Here is a 17,482-nt window from a genome sequence, read left to right as displayed (position 1 = left end):
GTTTATCCATCCTTGTCGGTCCGAAACCAAGTTTCCGGGTCCACTGGGGTGTTGTATTCTCTTACCTCTATATAGAGCGTTTCTGGACGATCAGTTCCAGTGCCATCACCGCTTGTTGACAATATTGCGCCGATTTCCGGCGTTTCACCCGGCATCAGGCCAACCGGAGTGCCTTTGGGGATCACCTGCCCTGGTTGACCATAGACCTCTTGCAAACCCGAAAACACGAACAACAGGCCCGGTTGCGGCTCCAGAATGACAAGGTTTCCCAAATCCAGCAATGGCCCGCGATAGCGGATCGTGGCCGCAGTGGGGGATGTTACAAGCGCACGGGAACGGGTGCCGATGACCAGACCAGCGCGGGCGACCCCTGCAGCGTCCGGTTCACCGGCCTTGTGCAGCAGGATGCCCTGCACCGGCAAGGGAATCTGTCCTTTCTGATTCAGGATGCTTGCGTCGGTTTCAACGATCTCGCCTTCTGAAATCTCTGACAGACCGCTTGCAAAGCCATCCAGGGTCTCGGTCGAAGAAATCAGAATGGCCGTGCGCACCGGGTCTTCGACAAACCGACGCGGCAAATCAGTGCGGTCGGCAATCGCTTCGCTCAACCGCGTGCGGGCGTCCTGCACGCCACGCAGCCCTTCGGTCAAAGTTTCCGAGGCGCTTTGTTGCAGCAGACGCAGGGTCTGAACCTCTTGCAGGTCCTGTGCCAGCGCTTGCGCTTTTGCGTTAAGACCAGGCGTGACCTCGGACAGCATCATTCCGGCCCGCGCCGCGCCCAATGGGCCTGACGGGTGCAGCATCAGCACTGGCGGCGCGGTCGTTTCGATGGTCTGCAAAATACCAAGCAACTGCCTGACGTCCTTTTCACGCGCGCTCAATTGCGCGCTCAGTTGCGCTTCGCGTGTTGCAGCCTTGCGCAGACCGGTCCGCATCGCGCTCAGCCCGGCCTCATAGGCCTGTATCGTTTCGGTCAGCGCCCGCACCCGATCCCTTGCGCCGTCGGCTTCGCTCAGCGAAATCGACGCCTGTTCCAGCATCCTTGCCGCATCCAGTGCTGCCCGAGAAGCGTTGGTCTGGGCAAAGGCCTGACAAGCTGAAAGCAGCACAATCGCTAGGGCGGTCAGCCTCATGACAGCAGGCTTTCTCCGGTCATTTCCGGCGGTTTGGGCAGGTTCATCAAATCAAGCAGCGTCGGCGCCAGATCAGACAATCTTCCTTGACGCAATCGCGCGCCTTCAGGTCCCCCAACCAACGCGACGGGCACCGGGTTCAGCGTGTGCGCCGTATGCGGACCGCCGGTTTCCGGATCAACCATCACTTCACAATTACCGTGATCGGCGGTGAGGATCATTGCACCGCCTGCCTTTTCCAAGGCAGCAATGACCTGAGCCAGTCCTGCATCAACGGCCTCGCATGCCTTGATCGCGGCTTGCAGGTCGCCGGTATGCCCGACCATATCAGGGTTGGCGTAATTGGTTACGATCAGGTCGTAACCTTGTTCGATCGCCTCGACAAACTTGGCTGTGACCTCGGCCGAGGACATCTCGGGTTGCAAATCATAGGTCGCGACATTGGGTGATTTGGGCATAAAGCGATCTTCACCTTTTTCAGGGGTCTCCTTGCCCCCGTTCAGGAAAAAAGTGACATGGGGGTATTTTTCGGTTTCAGCCAGCCGGAACTGACGCAACCCCTGCTTGGCGACCCATTCCCCGAGCGTGTTCACGATCGCCCGTTTCGGAAAAACCGTGGTCATATATGTGTTGTGGCCGTCCGAATACTCTACCATGCCCAGCAGCGCCGACAGTTTCGGCCGCGGCCCGGTTTCGAACTCGGCAAAGCCCGGTTCACCAATCGCGCGCAGGATTTCACGAGCACGATCTGCACGGAAATTGAGACAGAAAAAGCCATCGCCGTCGGAGACACCTTTGTAACCTTGCAACACGGTCGGCGTGATGAATTCATCAGATTCAGACTGGTTGTAGGCATGGTCCACGGCGCCATGTGCGGTGCTGGCCGCCCTGCCCTTGCCGTTGATCATCCCGTCATAAGCTTCTGCGATCCGTTCCCAGCGATTGTCGCGATCCATGGCGAAATAGCGACCGCTTACCGTGACGACACGGGCCCCCTCGGGCAGCCGTTCTTCCAACTTGGAAAAATAGGTCAGCGCTGATTTTGGGGCCACGTCGCGCCCATCCGTGACCGCATGAAGGGCGACCGGAACACCGGCATCCGTAATGGCCTTGGTTGCAGCGATGATGTGGTTCAGGTGCCCGTGAACACCACCGTCCGAGACCAACCCCATGAGATGAGCCGTCCCCCCAGAGGATTTGACCTTGGAAATGAATGCCTGCAATGCCTCATTGTCAAAGAACGAACCGTCTTCGATGGCCAGGTCGATCTGCCCCAGATCCATGGCCACAACGCGGCCCGCACCTATATTGGTATGACCGACTTCGGAATTACCCATCTGCCCACTGGGCAGACCTACGTCCGGGCCATGCGTTGTCAGCGTGGCGTGCGGGCATTTGGCCATGATCGCGTCAAAGGTCGGCGTGTGCGCCAGATAGGGCGCATTCGCCTGTGTGTCGTCTGACACGCCCCACCCATCAAGAATGCACAGAACAACGGGTTTGGGGGTTGGCATTGAAATTCTCCGATTACTGCTCTTGGGTCTTCTTCTAGCGTCTGGCCGGCAAGGGGTGAACCATCTTTGCGGCAATTTACGCAGAATTAATCAAACGGCCTGGCGGCTTCGGCCCATCGCTGGAGGACAATGAGCCGCTGCATTTTTCGACGCAAAGCCATCATGGTTTTATCGGTGAAAACCCGGACGAGACTAGTCTTTTCGGTAACTTGTGTATGGCTTCGCCTTGCGGTTGCGATATTTGACCGTCAGTTCCAGTGGCGTGTCGTTTTCGTCGTAGATGCCGATCATGATGCCCGTGCCTCCGCTTCGGGTCCGCATGTCGATCAACTGCTGTTCGGACCGGGTGGTGCGCTGTGACGGGCGCCGCGCCCAGGCAAACAGGTGATCGTACATTTGCGCGATGACATCCGAATGATCCGCGCTGTCACCCAGATCCACCAGTTCATCGGGGTCGTTTTCCAGATCGAACAGGATCGGCCTGTACCCGCCCTCGCAATGGATGAGCTTCCACTTTTCATTCGCGACCATGAACATCACCGCGTCACGAACGGATAGGTTCAGCCGCTGCGCGATGGGAGACGCGGAATAGTCATATTCGCAGATCGCGACCTGTCGGGGCGTTTTGTCGGACTGACCATGCAGGATCGGCAGCAAAGAATGCCCCTCGAGAATATGCCCGGCCTTTTCGCCGCCTGCCAGTTCCAGAAACGTCGGCGCCAGATCGATCGACTCGACCAGCGCGTCGCAGGTGGTGCCGCGCGTGACGTCCGCTTCGGGTGACGGGTCATAAATGATCAGCGGCATTTTGGTGGAGGCATCGTGGAAGAAAGTCTTCTCACCCATCCAGTGGTCACCCAGAAAATCACCGTGATCCGAGGTCAGCACGATCATCGTGTCTTCCATCCTCCCGGTTTTCTCCATCCAGTCGAACAGACGACCCATCTGGTCATCCGCTTGTTTGATCAGCCCCATATAAGCCGGGATCACCGCCTCGCGGACATCCTCCCGCGAAAATGCCTGCCCGACCTTGGTGTCCATGAAGGCCTTCAGGACGGGATGGGCATTCTTTCGCTCAGCTTCCGAGCGGACCACGGGCACGACATGTTCGGGCCCGTACAACGAAGCGTAAGGTTCCGGCACGATGTAAGGCCAGTGAGGCTTGATGTAGCTGAGGTGACAGCACCACGGTCCGTCATGGCTGTCCATGAACTCGATTCCACGGGTGGTCAGATATGGTGTTTCACTGTCCTCTTCCGCGATATTTGCCGGTTCGGATGAATTCTTCAGGAACCACCCCGACAGCACGTTGCCATCGGCATCCAGACCGGAATTGGCAAAATCATGCCACGGATTGTCGCTCTCGTATCCCTTGTCTGCAAGGTAATGGTTGTATTTCTTTGCCCCGTCCGGGTCATAGAATCCGTCCGGACCCTCTGCGCGCAACCCGTCATCGCGTTCGAACACGTCAAACCCGCATTCCGCGACGCGGGCCCCGATGATACTGTCGGGCTCCAGCCCAAGACGGGCCATCCCCTCGGCATCGGCTGCCATATGGGTCTTGCCGACCAGCCAGCAATCCATTCCCGCCTTGCGCAGGTGGTCGCCCAACGTGATCTCACCCACTTTGAGGGGAATGTTGTTCCATGAGGCCCCATGGGAATGCACATAGCGCCCGGTATAGGTCGACATGCGGGAACTGCCGCAAATCGGCGATTGGATATAGGCCCGGTCAAAGCGGACACCGCGCGCGGCCAGACGATCGATATTCGGAGTATGCAGATGTGGGTGCCCGTAACAGCTCAGATAATCCCAGCGCAGCTGGTCGAACATGATGAACAGGATATTTTTTGCCTTGGCCAATACGGTGCCTCCCCGAAAGTCATAGGGACCTAGTTAGCCACTTCCGTTCGCAGAGCGAAGCAAAACTTGCTTCAGGCCTTATGCTCCATCTGTTCCAGCATCTTCCTGGCACGTTTGCACTGCAACTGATCGCGCAGCGGGCTGTCCGGGTCGACATCCTTTTGACACACAACGCATTTATCGGCGCCCGAGATCGCATTCAGGCCACCGCAGCTGCCTTTGATGGTCTTGCCCATCAGCATGACGCCCAATGACATACCGACCATGACAAGCGCCAAAAGAATAAAGGCCAGAATAAAAGTGCTCATCTCGGTTCCTGACTGTCAGTTGGTTCCCAAAGCGTTTTTGAACTCGGTGCTGTGCGAAGTAATATAGGCATCTTCGCCGCCTGTCACATCCCGCGAGATGAAGTACACGGCAAGTTTATGCTTTTCCGCAATGTCCATTCCCTTCTCGTGACCCAAAGCCAGCATGGCCGTTGCCCAAGCATCCGCCAACATTGCGTTTTCCGCCAGAACCGTGACAGAGGCCGTGCGATGTGTGATCGGGCGTCCCGTGGTCGGATCGATGATATGCGAATAACGCACACCGTCCTGTTCGAAGAAATTCTTGTAATCGCCCGAGCTGGCCATGCCGCGATCATCCAGAGAAACGATCAGTTGAATGCTCTGAGCGCCCGTTTCAGGCTTTTCGATGCCAATGCGCCAGGCTTCGCCCTGCTCATTCTTGCCTTTGGCAACAAGATCACCGCCGATCTCGACAAGGTAATCGTCGATACCGGCATCCTGCAAAGCACCGGCAACCGTATCGATGCCATAGCCCTTTGCAATCGCCGACAGGTTGATGCCCACCTTTGGATCAGCCTTCGACAGCGTGCCGGCTTCGGTGTCGAGCGTCAGCAAACGGGCCTGCCCGACGCCGCTCAACGCGGCCTCGATTTCGGTATCCGATGGCACCGGATCCTCGGGCTTGCGTGGGCCAAAGCCCCAAAGTTCGATCAGCGGGCCCAGAGTTACATCAAAAGTCCCACCGGTTTTTTCGTGCACGTCATTGGCTGCCGAAAGGACCAATGCGAGTTCGTCCGAGACCGGAACGGGGGCTGTGCTGGTTGACGCCGAAAAGACGGACACCTCGGATTCTGGATCCCAGTTGGACATTTTGGCGTTCACCTCGGCCAGCGTCTCTTCGACGGCCGCGGCCAATGCGGCCTCATCAAGATCTTCGCCGATCGCGGTTATGTTGAAGGTCGTGCCCATCGTTTCGCCCGACAGACGAACCACCTCGGGTTCTTTGTCGAACAAACAGCCGGAAAGAAGGGTGGCAACGGCCAGTAAAGGCATAAGACGCATCGGGCGATCTCCGGGAAATTCTGTGCCCGGCATATGCCAGTGGCCCCGGCCAGAGTCAAACTGCGATCACATCTTCAGCGGCAGGAAACCCAGCATCAAAAGGCCGACCCCCGCCGGCACGCCGAACAACCACGCACGTTTTTGCCAACCCGGCGGCTGTTGCTTCCACGCCATGCGGAAATTGTGGCCACAAACAACAACGGCAAAGAAGATCAATGCCGCTATGGGTGGCGTAAGATAGAGTTCACTCAATGGCTTGAACGTCCTTTCCGGGCCCGCGTTTTTGCCGATCGGCGCAATTGCACCCTATACAGGTCGTTTAGCTGCGCTAAGGTGAAAGGGAAAGACTTTGCAAGAACCACAAGGAGATTGCCCATGGCTCCAACCTCTTACCAGTCGCCTTCGCGTGGCGACAAGTCAGACAAGACGACGTACAGCCAGTCAGCGGAATCGAACCTGTCGCATTCGCAGACAACCGTGGCCAAGCTGCTGGAAGGTAAAGGGGACGCGGTGTTTTCGGTGCGGCCAAATGACACCATCCATTCTGTGGTCAACACGCTGAAGGAAAAGCGGATCGGTGCTGTTCTCGTGACGGATCAGAACGGGGCTTTGCAGGGGATTTTGTCAGAGCGCGACATCGTTCGGCGCATGGCAGATACACCCGGCCAGACCCTTCCGCAATCGGTCGAAGACCTCATGACCAGGGATGTCAAGACCTGCACACCGGATGATCTGCTGAATGAAGTTCTGAAAACAATGACCGAGGGTCGTTTTCGCCATATGCCGGTGCTGCGCGACGGAAACTTGTGCGGCGTCATCACGATCGGAGACGTTGTCCACTTCCGTCTCAAAGAGTTGGAATATGAAGCGCTTCGCATGAAGCAAATGATCGTCGGCTAAAGGCCCACTGTTCATCCGGTCGAGGTGAACCGAACACTTCCGGCGTTGATCTCGGCGGCTGTCAATCGACCCGAAGCGAAAGCGCCCGTGTCAATCGATACCACCCGGTTCCTGATCCGGGGCAGGTCCACGATGGTGTGGCCATGCACCACCCATTGGCCATCGCTGCGAGCCAGCCTGGGAAACATGGGATGTCCCCAGAGGCAAATCTGGCGATCCTGGGCCTCAATCGGATGTCGGGGGTCCAGCGCCGCATGAACGAAAGTGACGTTGCCGGTGGTCCAGGTCAAAGGCCGGTCGGCAAGCCAGTTGATCAGGCTTTCCCCCATCTTCAGGCGAAGATCATCCGCCAGTTTTCGAACCTGCTGGTTGTTGTCGACATCCCCGGGCGGCTTCAACCCGAAAGACGCCAGCGTTTGCACGCCCCCATTTTGAAACCAGAGCCGAGCGTTGCCTTCCGGCGCCTCCAGGAATTGCAACAGAAACTCTTCGTGATTTCCAAGAAGACATTGAACGCGTCCTCCTGACGTCTCGCTCAGGTGAAACAGGTGGCGCAGCACCTGCGCGCTGTATGGCCCTCGGTCGATGTAATCTCCGACAAAGACCAGCAAGCCCTGATCGTCCAGTCTGGGCAACAACGCCTGCAACACGTCCAGACGACCGTGGACATCGCCCACGGCCGTCACTTTCTCGGCCGGAGCGATGTCGCAAGACACTGCATTCGTTGTCCGCCCCGCACTGCGGTCGAACCACCGTCTGATCCAGTTCGTAATCATACACGTTGATCCCTATCCTTCTCCTCCATTGGCGGCAATGAGCATCTGATTGAATCAGCAAAGAGTTGACCAATGACGTCTGGATGTTCGATATGACCTTCGGCGCAGTTCAAAATGTTTGACCCGGCATCACGGGCAGAACCTTTTGTTCGGCGATGATCGTGCAGGGCGTTTTGAGGGTTCTATGAAACGAGTTTTGATTACGGGCTCTGCGGGGTTCATCGGGTTCCATCTGGCAAAGCTGCTGTTAGAGGAAGGGTTCCGCGTGCATGGATACGACGGGATGACGGATTACTATGATGTGGTCCTGAAACAGCGTCGGCATCAAATTCTGCTTCAGACACCCGGGTTCACGGCAACCGAGGATCGGTTGGAAAATTTTGATCGGTTGATGCAGGTCGCCGAAGAGTTTCAGCCGGAAGTCATCGTTCATCTGGCGGCTCAGGCCGGTGTGAGACACAGTTTGGAACATCCCCGCAGCTATGTTGAATCGAATGTCGTTGGAACATTCAACGTGATGGAAATTGCACGGCAACATAAGGTGGATCATCTTTTAATGGCATCGACCTCTTCGATATACGGTGCCAACGAAGACATGCCGTTTACCGAGACGGAAAAAGCCGACACCCAGCTGACCATCTATTCCGCAACAAAAAAGGCGAATGAGGCGATGGGGCATTCCTATGCGCATCTTTGGGATTTGCCGACGACCATGTTCCGCTTCTTTACCGTCTACGGCACCTGGGGACGGCCGGATCTGGCGTATTTCAAATTTGTCGCCGCCATCCTGGATGGCCGCCCGATCGACATTTACAATCACGGCGACATGTACCGGGATTTCACCCATGTCCAAGACCTTGTACGCGGCATCAGATTGCTGATCGACGTGCCTCCAGTGCGGCCAGCCAGGCGTGAGGATATCGAGGACGGAGACAGCCTGTCCCCCGTCGCGCCCTACCGCATCGTGAATATCGGCAACGGAGAAAAAGTGCGCCTGATGGATTTCATCGAAGCCATCGAACAGGCCGTGGGGCAGAAGGCGATCAAGAACTTCATGCCGATGCAGATGGGTGATGTTCATGCCACCTGGGCAGACAATCGGCTGCTACAAAGACTGACGAACTATCGTCCCCGGACAGACCTGAAAGACGGCATCACCCAGTTCGTTGCGTGGTACCGAGATTATTACGGAAAATAACGCAGGCCTATCGCCAAATGAAAGAACCGGCGTCTTCAACACCGGTTCTTTTTTGTTCCTTACCCGCCGAAATCGTCGAGCATGATGTCTTCACGATCCACGCCCAGATCCAGCAGCATGTTGATGACCGACTGGTTCATGATTGGCGGACCACACATGTAGTATTCGCAATCCTCAGGCGCGGGGTGGTTCTTGAGGTACTCTTCGAACAATACGTTGTGGATGAAGCCGGTATAGCCTTTCCAATTGTCCTCGGGCTGCGCGTCCGACAAGGCCACATGCCATTCGAAATTGTCGAATTCTTCAGCCAGACTGTCGAAGTCTTCGACAAAGAACATCTCTTTCTTCGACCGCGCACCGTACCAGAAGCTGATCTTGCGGTTGCGGTTCTGAAGACGCTTGAGCTGATCAAAGATATGGCTGCGCATCGGTGCCATACCGGCGCCGCCGCCAATGAAGACCATCTCTTTGTCAGTTTCACGGGCAAAGAACTCGCCGAATGGGCCTGAAATGGTGACCTTGTCACCCGGCTTCAGGTTGAAGATGTAGGACGACATCTGACCCGGCGGAATGCCTTCGGACCCCGGCGGCGGCGAGGCCACGCGGACGTTCAGCATGATCATGCCTTTTTCGTCCGGGTAGTTGGCCATCGAATAGGCGCGCTCGATGGGTTCGGTCACCACCGATTCATATTGCCACAGATTGAAGCGATCCCAATCCTCGCGATATTCCTCTTCAATGTCGAAATCCGTGTATTTCAACTGGTGTGCAGGTGCTTCGATCTGGATGTAGCCGCCGGCGCGGAAGTTCACATCCTCGCCCTCGGGCAGGTCCAGGATCAACGCCTTGATGAAGGTCGCTACGTTTTCGTTCGACCGAACGGTACATTCCCATTTCTTGACGCCGAAGACTTCTTCCGGAACTTCGATATCCATGTCCTGCTTGACGGCCACCTGGCAAGACAGGCGATCACCACATGACGCTTCACGTTTCGTGATATGGCTTTCTTCGGTTGGCAGGATCGATCCGCCCCCCGAATGCACCCGCACCCGGCACTGCGCACAGGTGCCGCCGCCACCGCAGGCTGAAGGAACGAACAGCTTCTCGGCAGCCAGTGTCTGTAGCAGCTTGCCACCTGCCGGGACGGAAATCGTCTTTTCGCCGTTGATCGTAATGTTGACGTTTCCAGTCGATACCAGCTTGGATCGGGCGGCCATGATGATGGCCACCAATGCCAGAACGATTACGGTGAAAAGAGCTACGCCTAAGGTAAAGGTTTCCATCAACGCCCCCTTACAGTTTCACGCCCGAGAAGGACATGAAGGCCATAGCCATCAGACCTGCGGTAATGAAGGTAATGCCCAGACCTTGCAGACCATCGGGAATGTCCGAATATTTCAGCTTTTCCCGTACTCCGGCCATTGCGGTGATTGCCAGTGCCCAGCCAAAACCGGAAGACAAGCCATAAGTCGCCGCCTCGGCAAAGTTATAGTCACGCTCCACCATGAACAGCGAGCCGCCAAGGATGGCGCAGTTCACCGTGATCAGTGGCAGAAAGATCCCCAGCGCGTTGTAAAGCGGTGGGAAATACTTGTCCAAAACCATCTCGAGGATCTGCACCATCGCCGCGATCACGCCGATATAGGAAATCAGGCCAAGGAAGGTCAGGTCCACATCCGGGAACCCGGCCCAGGCCAGCGCGCCCGGTTTCAGCAGATAGTTCAGCAGCAGGTTGTTGGCAGGCACGGTGATGGCCTGCACGACCATGACCGAAATCCCCAGCCCCAGCGCTGTCGAAATCTTCTTGGACACGGCGATGAAAGTGCACATGCCAAGAAAAAAGCTGAGCGCAAGGTTTTCGACAAAGATGGCCTTTACGGCCAGTGAGATCAGACCTTCCATCAGTGGGCCTCTACCTGCTGAATTTTGTATTCACGCTCTTCCACCTGGTTCGGCTTCCATGTGCGGAAAGCCCAAATGATCAGACCGATGATGAAGAACGCCGAGGGCGGCAGCAGCAACATGCCGTTGGGCACGTACCAGCCGCCATTGTTGACGGTTTCCAGAATGGTGACGCCGAACAGCGACCCCGCGCCAAACAGCTCACGAATGAAGCCGACCAGCAGCAGGATCAGACCATAGCCCATGCCATTGCCCATTCCGTCGATGAAGGACGCAACCGGAGGGTTCTTCATCGCAAACGCCTCGGCGCGGCCCATCACGATGCAGTTGGTGATGATCAGGCCGACGAAAACCGACAGGGTTTTCGAAATCTCGAAAGCATAGGCTTTCAGGATCTGGTCCACCAGGATCACCAACGACGCGATGATCACCATCTGAACGATGATCCGGATCGAACCGGGGATCTGGTTGCGCAGGCATGAAATGAAGAAGGACGAAAACGAGGTCACGAAGATCACCGCCAGCGCCATCACCATCGACACTTGCAGCGATGATGTCACCGCAAGCGCCGAACAGATGCCCAGCACCTGCAATGTGATCGGATTGTTGTCGACAAGCGGGTCGACCAGCATCTCTTTCTTGGTCTGGGACATCAAATCTCTCCTGCTTGAAGTTTGGCCAGGAAGGGACCATAGCCCGCATCGCCCATCCAGAATTTCACAAGGTTGTCGACGCCGACCGACGTCAGCGTGGCCCCCGCCAACGCATCCACATAGAAATCTGGCCCGGCGGCGGGCTGCGATTTGGCAACGGTGATTTGCAGATCACCTGCTTCGTCGCGCAACTTTTTCCCGTTCCACAAGGCTTTCCAGCGCGGGTTGTCCACCTCGGCCCCGAGACCCGGAGTTTCACCATGCTGATAGAATTGCAGGCCGTAGATATCGTTGCCGTTGTTTTCAAGCGCGATAAATCCATAGAGCGTCGACCACAGGCCGTATCCGTGCAGAGGCAGGATCACCTTGTCCAGATCACCCGCATCATCGCGCAGCAGATAGATAACACGGTACTTGGATTTGCGGCCGATACCGGCTGGGTCATTGTCCAGCGCGACGCTCAGCTCTGGATCGCTGGCGGCGGTGATGTCGTCAAACGTGGTCGGATCAAACTGATCATCGACGAAGGTGCCTGTGGACAGCTCCAGCACATGTGGTTCGAAGGCGGCAAAAGCCTCTGTCACGTCGATGCCCGGCTCAAACACGCCCGCAACTTGCAGAACGTTTACCTGTTTGTCCTTCAGCCGGTTGGCTTCTTGCACCGGGCGCAGGCTGACTGCGGCTGCGGACACAACCATCGAGGCGACCAGACAGACGGCAACGGCGATGAAGATCGTCTTGCCAACAGAATCCGGCGACGCCGCCAGGAATTTGGCCAATGCGCCCTTGGGTGCCTCGTTTTTATCTGGGGATTGCGTATCAGACATGGCGACGCGCCCTCCGTTTGATGTTGGCTTGCACGACGAAATAATCGATCAGCGGTGCAAAGACGTTGCCGAACAGGATTGCCAGCATCATCCCTTCGGGGAAAGCCGGGTTGATCACGCGGATCATCACGACCATGACACCGATCAGAGCGCCGTAGATATAACGCCCTACATTGGTGTGGCTGGCCGAAACCGGTTCCGTCACCATAAAGGCCAGCCCGAAAGCGTAACCGCCCAACACGATATGCCAGTACCACGGCATCGCGAACATCGGGTTGGTATCCGATCCGATCAGGTTCAACAGCAGGGTAAAGCCGATGGTGCCCGCCAGGCAGCCCACAATCAGGCGGTAGTTGGCGATCCTGGTCATCAGAAGGAAAGCCAGACCGATCATGCAGGCCAGTGTCGATGTTTCGCCAAAGCTGCCCTGTATGGTGCCGAAAAACGCGCTCGACCAAGTGATGCCTTCGGCGGCCAGTGCCTGCACACCTTCGGCCGCAGACACGCCCAATGCAGTTGCGCCCGAGAACCCGTCAACGGGTGTCCAGACCGCATCCCCCGACATCTGTGCCGGATAGGCGAAATACAAAAACGCCCGCCCCACAAGCGCGGGGTTGAGAAAGTTCTTGCCGGTGCCCCCGAACACTTCCTTACCGATCACGACGCCGAAGATGATGCCCAATGCCACCTGCCACAGGGGCGTCGAAGCAGGCATGATCAGCGTGTAAAGCATTGATGTAACAAGGAAGCCTTCGTTCACCTCGTGCCCGCGCACGGTGGCAAAGATGACCTCGAAGATACCGCCCGCGACCAGCGTGACGATGTAGATCGGAAGGAAATACATCAGACCATGCATGACGTTGGCAAAGATGCTGGACGGGTCCAGCGAAATCCCGAACATCTGCAACAAAGCAATCCGCCAGCCGGTGGCCGATTCCGGCCCCAGCAAAGCAATCGCCGAGTTCGCCTGATAGCCGGTGTTCCACATCCCCCACAGGATGCAGGGGATCGTCGCGATCACGACATAGGTCATGATCCGCTTCATATCCACATAGGACCGCGCGTGCGGCGCCACCGTGGTCACGGTTTTTGGAGTGTAGATGAAGCTTTCCACCATCTCGTAGATGGGGAAGTACTTTTCGTACTTGCCGCCCTTGGTAAAGTTCGGCTCGATCCTGTCAAAGAAGCTGCGCAAACCCATTCGGCTCAGCCCTCCTTTTCAATTTTGCTCAGGCAGTCGCGCAGCGCCAGCCCGTATTCATATTTTGCCGGACAGGCAAAGCCCACAAGGCCCAGATCCTCTTCGTCCAGCTCCAGCGCACCCAAGGCTTGGGCAGTGTCCGTATCCATTACCAGCAGCGCCCGCAGCAACTGAGTGGGCAGATAGTCCTGCGGCATCAGGTCTTCGAAAACACCTGTGGGCACCATGGCCCGACGCCCGCCGTTCAGGTTGGATGTGAAGGCATACAGCTTCTTGGCGAATGCCGAACCCAATACAGGCTGGACCGCGTATTTCGACGGCATCGGACGAATCCAGCCCAACGGGATTTGATCGGGATCTTCACGGATGATGCTGATCTGGCGCGCGAACCGGCCCAGATAGGCGGTCGGACCCTCAGCGTGCCGGCCCGACAGGATCGAACCCGAAATGACACGGGGCGTACCGTCCAAATCGACTTCGTCGCGGGTCAGATCGTCAGTTGATGCGCCCATCACGGTACGGATCAAACGCGGTTGACGCGCACCCGGCCCTGTCAGGGCAATCACGACATTCGGATCCAGATGGCCGGTCAGCATCAGGCGGCCAATGGCGATGACATCCTGATACCCGATGGTCCAGACCTGCTTGTCGCCTGCAAGGGGTTCGAGGAAGTGAATATGCGTTCCGGCCAGCCCCGATGGGTGCGGGCCTGCGAAAGATGCAGCTTCGACACCGGCGACATCTGCGCCGGGTATCGTGTCACCCTCTTTTTGGCAAAGATAGGTTTTGCCCTCGGTCAATGTGCTGACTGCCGCCAAACCGGCGATAAATTCTTCGGGCGCCTCGGCAATGATCGTGGCAGCGTCAGCGGCCAACGGGTCACTGTCCATGGCGGTGACAAAGATCGCATCCGGTTTGGCGCCGGGGTTCGGCATTTTCGAATAGGGACGCGTGCGGAACGACGTCCACAGGCCGGCGGCGCACAGCTTGGCCGTCACGCCTTCGGCGCTGTCGGCATCCCCTATGCCCGAGAAATCAACACCGGCGTCATTGACGTCTGTCACTTCGATCACGACGCTTTGCAGCACCCGACGGGCACCACGGTTGATCGCGACGACCCTGCCACTTACCGGTGCGACCATCATCGCGTCAGGCGCGTCCTTGTGACAGAACAGCGGCGCGCCACGAACGACGCTGTCGCCTTCCTGCACCAGCATCTTGGGTTTCAGGCCGATGTAGTCACCGCCCAGGACGCCAACGGTCGAGTATTCCGGGCCCGGGTGAATGGTCTGGTCAGGAGCGCCTTCCACCGGCAGATCCAGCCCCTTTTTCAGTTTGAAAGTTTGCATGTTGCTACGTTCTTCCAAGCCTCTTTTCTGCGCCAGCTCTGCCAACGCCCTTTCGGGGTCATGCAATAGCGCGGTTTTTTTGAACCTCCGTCGCAAAAGCGTCGAAAACGGTCCAAAATCCGCAGGCGTATTTCCGATCAAGGACCCTTTACGCGGGGAAGGTCACAAACGCAAACCTGTTACCGCCAAAACTTGAGGATGAACCACACAATCCTTCGATTGATCGGTCATTTCCTCTGAATCCATGGCGTATAATTGCATATCGCGCCCACCAAGGTTCCAGTGTAAGCAACCGGAATGGAAAAAGACACAGATTTGGAAATCTTTCTGGTTGCCACGCCGGGCCTCGAAGCGCCTCTTGGTGACGAGGCGGAACTCAACGGATTCGCGCAGGTCAGAACTGTACCCGGCGGGGTGACATGCCGGGGTTCATGGCCCGAGGTCTGGCGCGCCAACCTGACACTGCGCGGCGCCAACAAGGTTCTGGTGCGACTGGGCAGTTTCCCCGCCGTGCACCTTGCCCAATTGGACAAACGTGCTCGGAAATTTCCTTGGGGCACCGTTTTGCGTCCTGACGTGCCGGTCAAGGTGGAAGCCATCAGCCGCAAATCCAGAATTTATCACGCCGGTGCAGCTCGTCAGAGGATCGAGCGGGCAATATCCGAGACATTGGGCACCTCGATTTCATCCGAGGCAAACCTTCGGGTCTTGCTTCGAATCGAGAAAGACATCTGCACGATCTCGGTCGACAGTTCCGGCGAGCTGTTGCACAAACGCGGTCACAAGGAAGCCATTGCCAAGGCCCCAATGCGCGAAACAATGGCCGCCATGTTCCTGAGAGAGTGTGGCTACTCGGGCGATGAACCGGTATTGGACCCGATGTGCGGATCCGGTACCTTCGTGATCGAGGCCGCCGAGATCGCTCTGGGTCTGCGCCCTGGCCGCTCCCGCAGTTTTGCATTCGAGGACCTGGCGGGCTTTGACCCTGATCAGTGGCAGGAAATGCGGCAGGAAACCAAGACGGCGGAATGCGCGCTTACCTTCTACGGCTCGGATCGCAACTCGGGCGCGGTCGACGCGGCGACTGCCAATGCCGAAAGGGCGCAAGTCGCTGCTGTGACGCAGTTTCAACAGCGTTCCGTCAGTGACATAAAGCCCCCCGAAGGTCCTGCGGGGCTGGTCATTGTGAACCCGCCCTACGGGGCGCGGATTGGTGACGAAAGACGCTTGCGTTCGGTCTATGGTGCGATGGGCAAGACCTTGATGAACCGGTTCCGGGGATGGCGGGTCGGCGTGATCACCAGCGCTCCGGGGCTTGCCCGGGCCACACGTCTGCCTTTGCTGGCGCCAGGACCGGTCGTCGACCATGGTGGAACCAAAATTCGTCTGTACAAAACAGATCGCTTGCCGTGATTGCCTGGGACGCTTCACAACCAATTCATGACGATGGCTGCGCGGGCGAGAGCGGACAAGAAAACCACAGGGTTTCCGCCGCAAAGGGGGCGCTTCCCTTGTTTCTCAACGTGCCTGTGAACCTCTCGACATCTTGGCACCGGTGCAATCGTGACCCGTCCGGCAGGGGCGAACAAGTTGGCGGACACTCTTGCTTGCCGATCAACCAGAAGAACGCAGACAAGCAACCGCTCGTTTTTTCGAATCGTGAAGACCTGCTCAAATTACCGGGTTCCGACCTTATCGGTGCGCCGCCCTTTTTTGGTTGTTGCGTTCGAAAGATTCGAGTGATCGAAATACAGAATCCTCTTGCGCATCAGACACGCCGCGTATAGATCACCCGCCACGGTCGGAGTGTAGCTCAGCCTGGTAGAGCACTGTCTTCGGGAGGCAGGGGTCGGAGGTTCGAATCCTCTCACTCCGACCAATTAACTACTTGATGTGACATACATCTTTTGCAGTTTCTCCCCTCGGCACGCACCGACGTGCACTTGTCTGTCACTCTCTCGTCACTCGCAGCACCGCGTTGCCCACCTACGGAGCAACGGGAATGGCAACGATCAGAAAGCGTGGAACCAAGTGGCAGTGCATCGTCAGACGTGAGGGCCGTACGGCAAGCAAGTCGTTTGAAAGACGCGCGGATGCGATGAAGTGGGGAAGCGCCGTCGAAGCGCAGGCCGATGCAATCGGGGGAGGCTTGCCGAAACCGGCAAGCAAGCAGGCAGATGCGCTGCAGCTGACCCTCGCAGATGCACTCCGCCGATTGACAAATGAAATGCCTGGAGAACGCTGGCGACTCGAGGCATTGGCACGCTCCAAGTTGGCCAGATCGCAGATCGAAGCGCTGACTGCGAAAGACGTTTCGACTTGGCGAGACGTACGCCTGCAAGATGCCAAGCCGTCTACAGTCGTTCGCGAGCTGTCGCTGATGCAAACAGCAATTGACCGAGTACTTGGCGACAGCGGAAGTGACGCGAACCCGGTCAGGCACGCGAAACGGCCAAGGAGCAAGGAACAACGCGATCGCAGGTTGACTGAAGACGAATGGCGTCGATTGCTTCAGGCGGCTGACGAGTGCCTTAACCCCTACGTGAAGCCGTTGCTGGTTCTCGCGAGAGAGACTGCAATGCGGCGCGGTGAACTCCTTTCAATGGGGTGGAAACATGTCGATTTCGATGCGTGTATGGTGTTTCTGCCCAGAACCAAGAACGGGCATTCACGATTGGTTCCGTTGTCGCCTACAGCCGTGGAAGTGTTGCGCGCTTTGCCAAACACGGAAGCGCGTGTCCTTCCTCTGAGTGCAAACTCTGTGAGCCTCCCCCACTGAACTGGTCCACCGTTATGTTTAGGAAACGGAGGACCACG

The 17,482-nt window shown here is 57.3% G+C and carries 17 protein-coding genes and 1 tRNA gene; 5 read left to right on the top strand and 13 right to left on the bottom strand.

Features of this window, described 5'->3' with window-relative positions:
• Positions 1–2 precede the first annotated feature (2 nt).
• From GOW60_RS18175 to GOW60_RS18150, 6 genes are all read right to left on the bottom strand, one after another.
• Positions 3–1,133, bottom strand: a complete 1,131-nt coding sequence (locus tag GOW60_RS18175) for a murein hydrolase activator EnvC (RefSeq protein WP_171230379.1) — start codon at positions 1,131–1,133, stop codon at positions 3–5.
• Positions 1,130–2,647, bottom strand: coding sequence for a 2,3-bisphosphoglycerate-independent phosphoglycerate mutase (gpmI, locus tag GOW60_RS18170; RefSeq protein WP_171230378.1), 1,518 nt, complete (start codon positions 2,645–2,647; stop codon positions 1,130–1,132). Before gpmI ends, GOW60_RS18175 begins: the two co-directional genes overlap by 4 nt.
• A gap of 192 nt (positions 2,648–2,839) precedes the next feature.
• Entirely contained in the window at positions 2,840–4,510 is a 1,671-nt protein-coding gene (locus tag GOW60_RS18165) for a sulfatase-like hydrolase/transferase (protein ID WP_171230377.1), read from the bottom strand.
• 71 nt (positions 4,511–4,581) lie between these two features.
• Positions 4,582–4,818: a (Na+)-NQR maturation NqrM gene (nqrM, locus tag GOW60_RS18160; RefSeq protein WP_171230376.1), complete on the bottom strand. Its 237-nt coding sequence runs from the start codon at positions 4,816–4,818 to the stop codon at positions 4,582–4,584.
• Between the two features lie 15 nt (positions 4,819–4,833).
• A complete protein-coding gene (locus tag GOW60_RS18155) occupies positions 4,834–5,859 on the bottom strand; it encodes an FAD:protein FMN transferase (RefSeq protein WP_253283539.1) in 1,026 nt (341 codons plus the stop codon).
• Between the two features lie 66 nt (positions 5,860–5,925).
• Positions 5,926–6,111: a hypothetical protein gene (locus GOW60_RS18150; protein ID WP_152460190.1), complete on the bottom strand. Its 186-nt coding sequence runs from the start codon at positions 6,109–6,111 to the stop codon at positions 5,926–5,928.
• 123 nt (positions 6,112–6,234) lie between these two features.
• Between GOW60_RS18150 and GOW60_RS18145 the strand changes: the two genes are divergently transcribed.
• On the top strand, positions 6,235–6,759 hold the full coding sequence (locus GOW60_RS18145) for a CBS domain-containing protein (RefSeq protein ID WP_171230375.1): 525 nt from the start codon (positions 6,235–6,237) through the stop codon (positions 6,757–6,759).
• An 11-nt stretch (positions 6,760–6,770) separates the two neighbouring features.
• On the opposite strand, the gene GOW60_RS18140 is transcribed toward GOW60_RS18145, so the two are convergent.
• The gene (locus GOW60_RS18140) at positions 6,771–7,535 is read right to left on the bottom strand and encodes a metallophosphoesterase family protein (protein ID WP_171230374.1); all 765 of its coding nucleotides are present in this window, start codon (positions 7,533–7,535) and stop codon (positions 6,771–6,773) included.
• A gap of 184 nt (positions 7,536–7,719) precedes the next feature.
• On the opposite strand from GOW60_RS18140, the gene GOW60_RS18135 reads away from it, so the two are divergent.
• Entirely contained in the window at positions 7,720–8,733 is a 1,014-nt protein-coding gene (locus GOW60_RS18135) for an NAD-dependent epimerase/dehydratase family protein (protein ID WP_171230373.1), read from the top strand.
• 59 nt (positions 8,734–8,792) lie between these two features.
• On the opposite strand, the gene nqrF is transcribed toward GOW60_RS18135, so the two are convergent.
• From nqrF to GOW60_RS18105, 6 genes are read right to left on the bottom strand one after another with little or no spacing between them, the layout of a single operon-like run.
• Positions 8,793–10,016 (bottom strand): NADH:ubiquinone reductase (Na(+)-transporting) subunit F, encoded by a 1,224-nt coding sequence (nqrF, locus tag GOW60_RS18130; RefSeq protein ID WP_171169459.1) that lies wholly within the window; start codon positions 10,014–10,016, stop codon positions 8,793–8,795.
• Between the two features lie 10 nt (positions 10,017–10,026).
• Entirely contained in the window at positions 10,027–10,635 is a 609-nt protein-coding gene (nqrE, locus tag GOW60_RS18125) for an NADH:ubiquinone reductase (Na(+)-transporting) subunit E (RefSeq protein WP_050603817.1), read from the bottom strand.
• A complete protein-coding gene (locus GOW60_RS18120) occupies positions 10,635–11,288 on the bottom strand; it encodes an NADH:ubiquinone reductase (Na(+)-transporting) subunit D (RefSeq protein WP_152460184.1) in 654 nt (217 codons plus the stop codon). The genes nqrE and GOW60_RS18120 overlap by 1 nt, the downstream gene beginning before the upstream one ends.
• Complete coding sequence (locus GOW60_RS18115; RefSeq protein ID WP_171230372.1) at positions 11,288–12,115, bottom strand: Na(+)-translocating NADH-quinone reductase subunit C; 828 nt, start codon at positions 12,113–12,115, stop codon at positions 11,288–11,290. The genes GOW60_RS18120 and GOW60_RS18115 overlap by 1 nt, the downstream gene beginning before the upstream one ends.
• Positions 12,108–13,316 carry an NADH:ubiquinone reductase (Na(+)-transporting) subunit B gene (locus GOW60_RS18110; RefSeq protein WP_171169456.1) on the bottom strand — a complete coding sequence of 403 codons (1,209 nt, stop codon included), beginning with the start codon at positions 13,314–13,316 and terminating at the stop codon, positions 12,108–12,110. Before GOW60_RS18110 ends, GOW60_RS18115 begins: the two co-directional genes overlap by 8 nt.
• A gap of 5 nt (positions 13,317–13,321) precedes the next feature.
• Positions 13,322–14,665 (bottom strand): Na(+)-translocating NADH-quinone reductase subunit A, encoded by a 1,344-nt coding sequence (locus GOW60_RS18105; protein WP_171230371.1) that lies wholly within the window; start codon positions 14,663–14,665, stop codon positions 13,322–13,324.
• A gap of 297 nt (positions 14,666–14,962) precedes the next feature.
• Here GOW60_RS18105 and GOW60_RS18100 point away from each other — a divergent pair, with 297 nt between their 5' ends.
• The 3 genes from GOW60_RS18100 to GOW60_RS18090 all read left to right on the top strand — a co-directional run bounded on the left by GOW60_RS18100 (position 14,963) and on the right by GOW60_RS18090 (position 17,444).
• Positions 14,963–16,078: a class I SAM-dependent RNA methyltransferase gene (locus GOW60_RS18100; RefSeq protein WP_171230370.1), complete on the top strand. Its 1,116-nt coding sequence runs from the start codon at positions 14,963–14,965 to the stop codon at positions 16,076–16,078.
• 389 nt (positions 16,079–16,467) lie between these two features.
• A tRNA-Pro gene (locus tag GOW60_RS18095) sits at positions 16,468–16,544 on the top strand.
• Between the two features lie 123 nt (positions 16,545–16,667).
• Entirely contained in the window at positions 16,668–17,444 is a 777-nt protein-coding gene (locus tag GOW60_RS18090) for an integrase (protein ID WP_171230369.1), read from the top strand.
• Positions 17,445–17,482: the final 38 nt, after the last annotated feature.

The sequence above is a fragment of the Ruegeria sp. HKCCA4008 genome, from assembly GCF_013033125.1.
In the GTDB taxonomy this organism is placed as follows: Bacteria; Pseudomonadota; Alphaproteobacteria; order Rhodobacterales; family Rhodobacteraceae; genus Ruegeria.
The sequence above is the reverse complement of the archived record's forward strand: the minus strand, read 5'-3'. Positions and strand labels throughout refer to the sequence as shown.

Bases quoted from the DNA above. Each gene is read 5' to 3' on its own strand.
- GOW60_RS18175 (WP_171230379.1), bottom strand. From the start codon at position 1,133: ATGAGGCTGACCGCCCTAGCGATTGTGCTGCTTTCAGCTTGTCAGGCC.
- gpmI (WP_171230378.1), bottom strand. From the start codon at position 2,647: ATGCCAACCCCCAAACCCGTTGTTCTGTGCATTCTTGATGGGTGGGGC.
- nqrM (WP_171230376.1), bottom strand. From the start codon at position 4,818: ATGAGCACTTTTATTCTGGCCTTTATTCTTTTGGCGCTTGTCATGGTC.
- GOW60_RS18155 (WP_253283539.1), bottom strand. From the start codon at position 5,859: ATGCGTCTTATGCCTTTACTGGCCGTTGCCACCCTTCTTTCCGGCTGT.
- GOW60_RS18145 (WP_171230375.1), top strand. From the start codon at position 6,235: ATGGCTCCAACCTCTTACCAGTCGCCTTCGCGTGGCGACAAGTCAGAC.
- GOW60_RS18140 (WP_171230374.1), bottom strand. From the start codon at position 7,535: ATGATTACGAACTGGATCAGACGGTGGTTCGACCGCAGTGCGGGGCGG.
- GOW60_RS18135 (WP_171230373.1), top strand. From the start codon at position 7,720: ATGAAACGAGTTTTGATTACGGGCTCTGCGGGGTTCATCGGGTTCCAT.
- nqrF (WP_171169459.1), bottom strand. From the start codon at position 10,016: ATGGAAACCTTTACCTTAGGCGTAGCTCTTTTCACCGTAATCGTTCTG.
- nqrE (WP_050603817.1), bottom strand. From the start codon at position 10,635: ATGGAAGGTCTGATCTCACTGGCCGTAAAGGCCATCTTTGTCGAAAAC.
- GOW60_RS18120 (WP_152460184.1), bottom strand. From the start codon at position 11,288: ATGTCCCAGACCAAGAAAGAGATGCTGGTCGACCCGCTTGTCGACAAC.
- GOW60_RS18115 (WP_171230372.1), bottom strand. From the start codon at position 12,115: ATGTCTGATACGCAATCCCCAGATAAAAACGAGGCACCCAAGGGCGCA.
- GOW60_RS18110 (WP_171169456.1), bottom strand. From the start codon at position 13,316: ATGGGTTTGCGCAGCTTCTTTGACAGGATCGAGCCGAACTTTACCAAG.
- GOW60_RS18105 (WP_171230371.1), bottom strand. From the start codon at position 14,665: ATGCAAACTTTCAAACTGAAAAAGGGGCTGGATCTGCCGGTGGAAGGC.
- GOW60_RS18100 (WP_171230370.1), top strand. From the start codon at position 14,963: ATGGAAAAAGACACAGATTTGGAAATCTTTCTGGTTGCCACGCCGGGC.
- GOW60_RS18090 (WP_171230369.1), top strand. From the start codon at position 16,668: ATGGCAACGATCAGAAAGCGTGGAACCAAGTGGCAGTGCATCGTCAGA.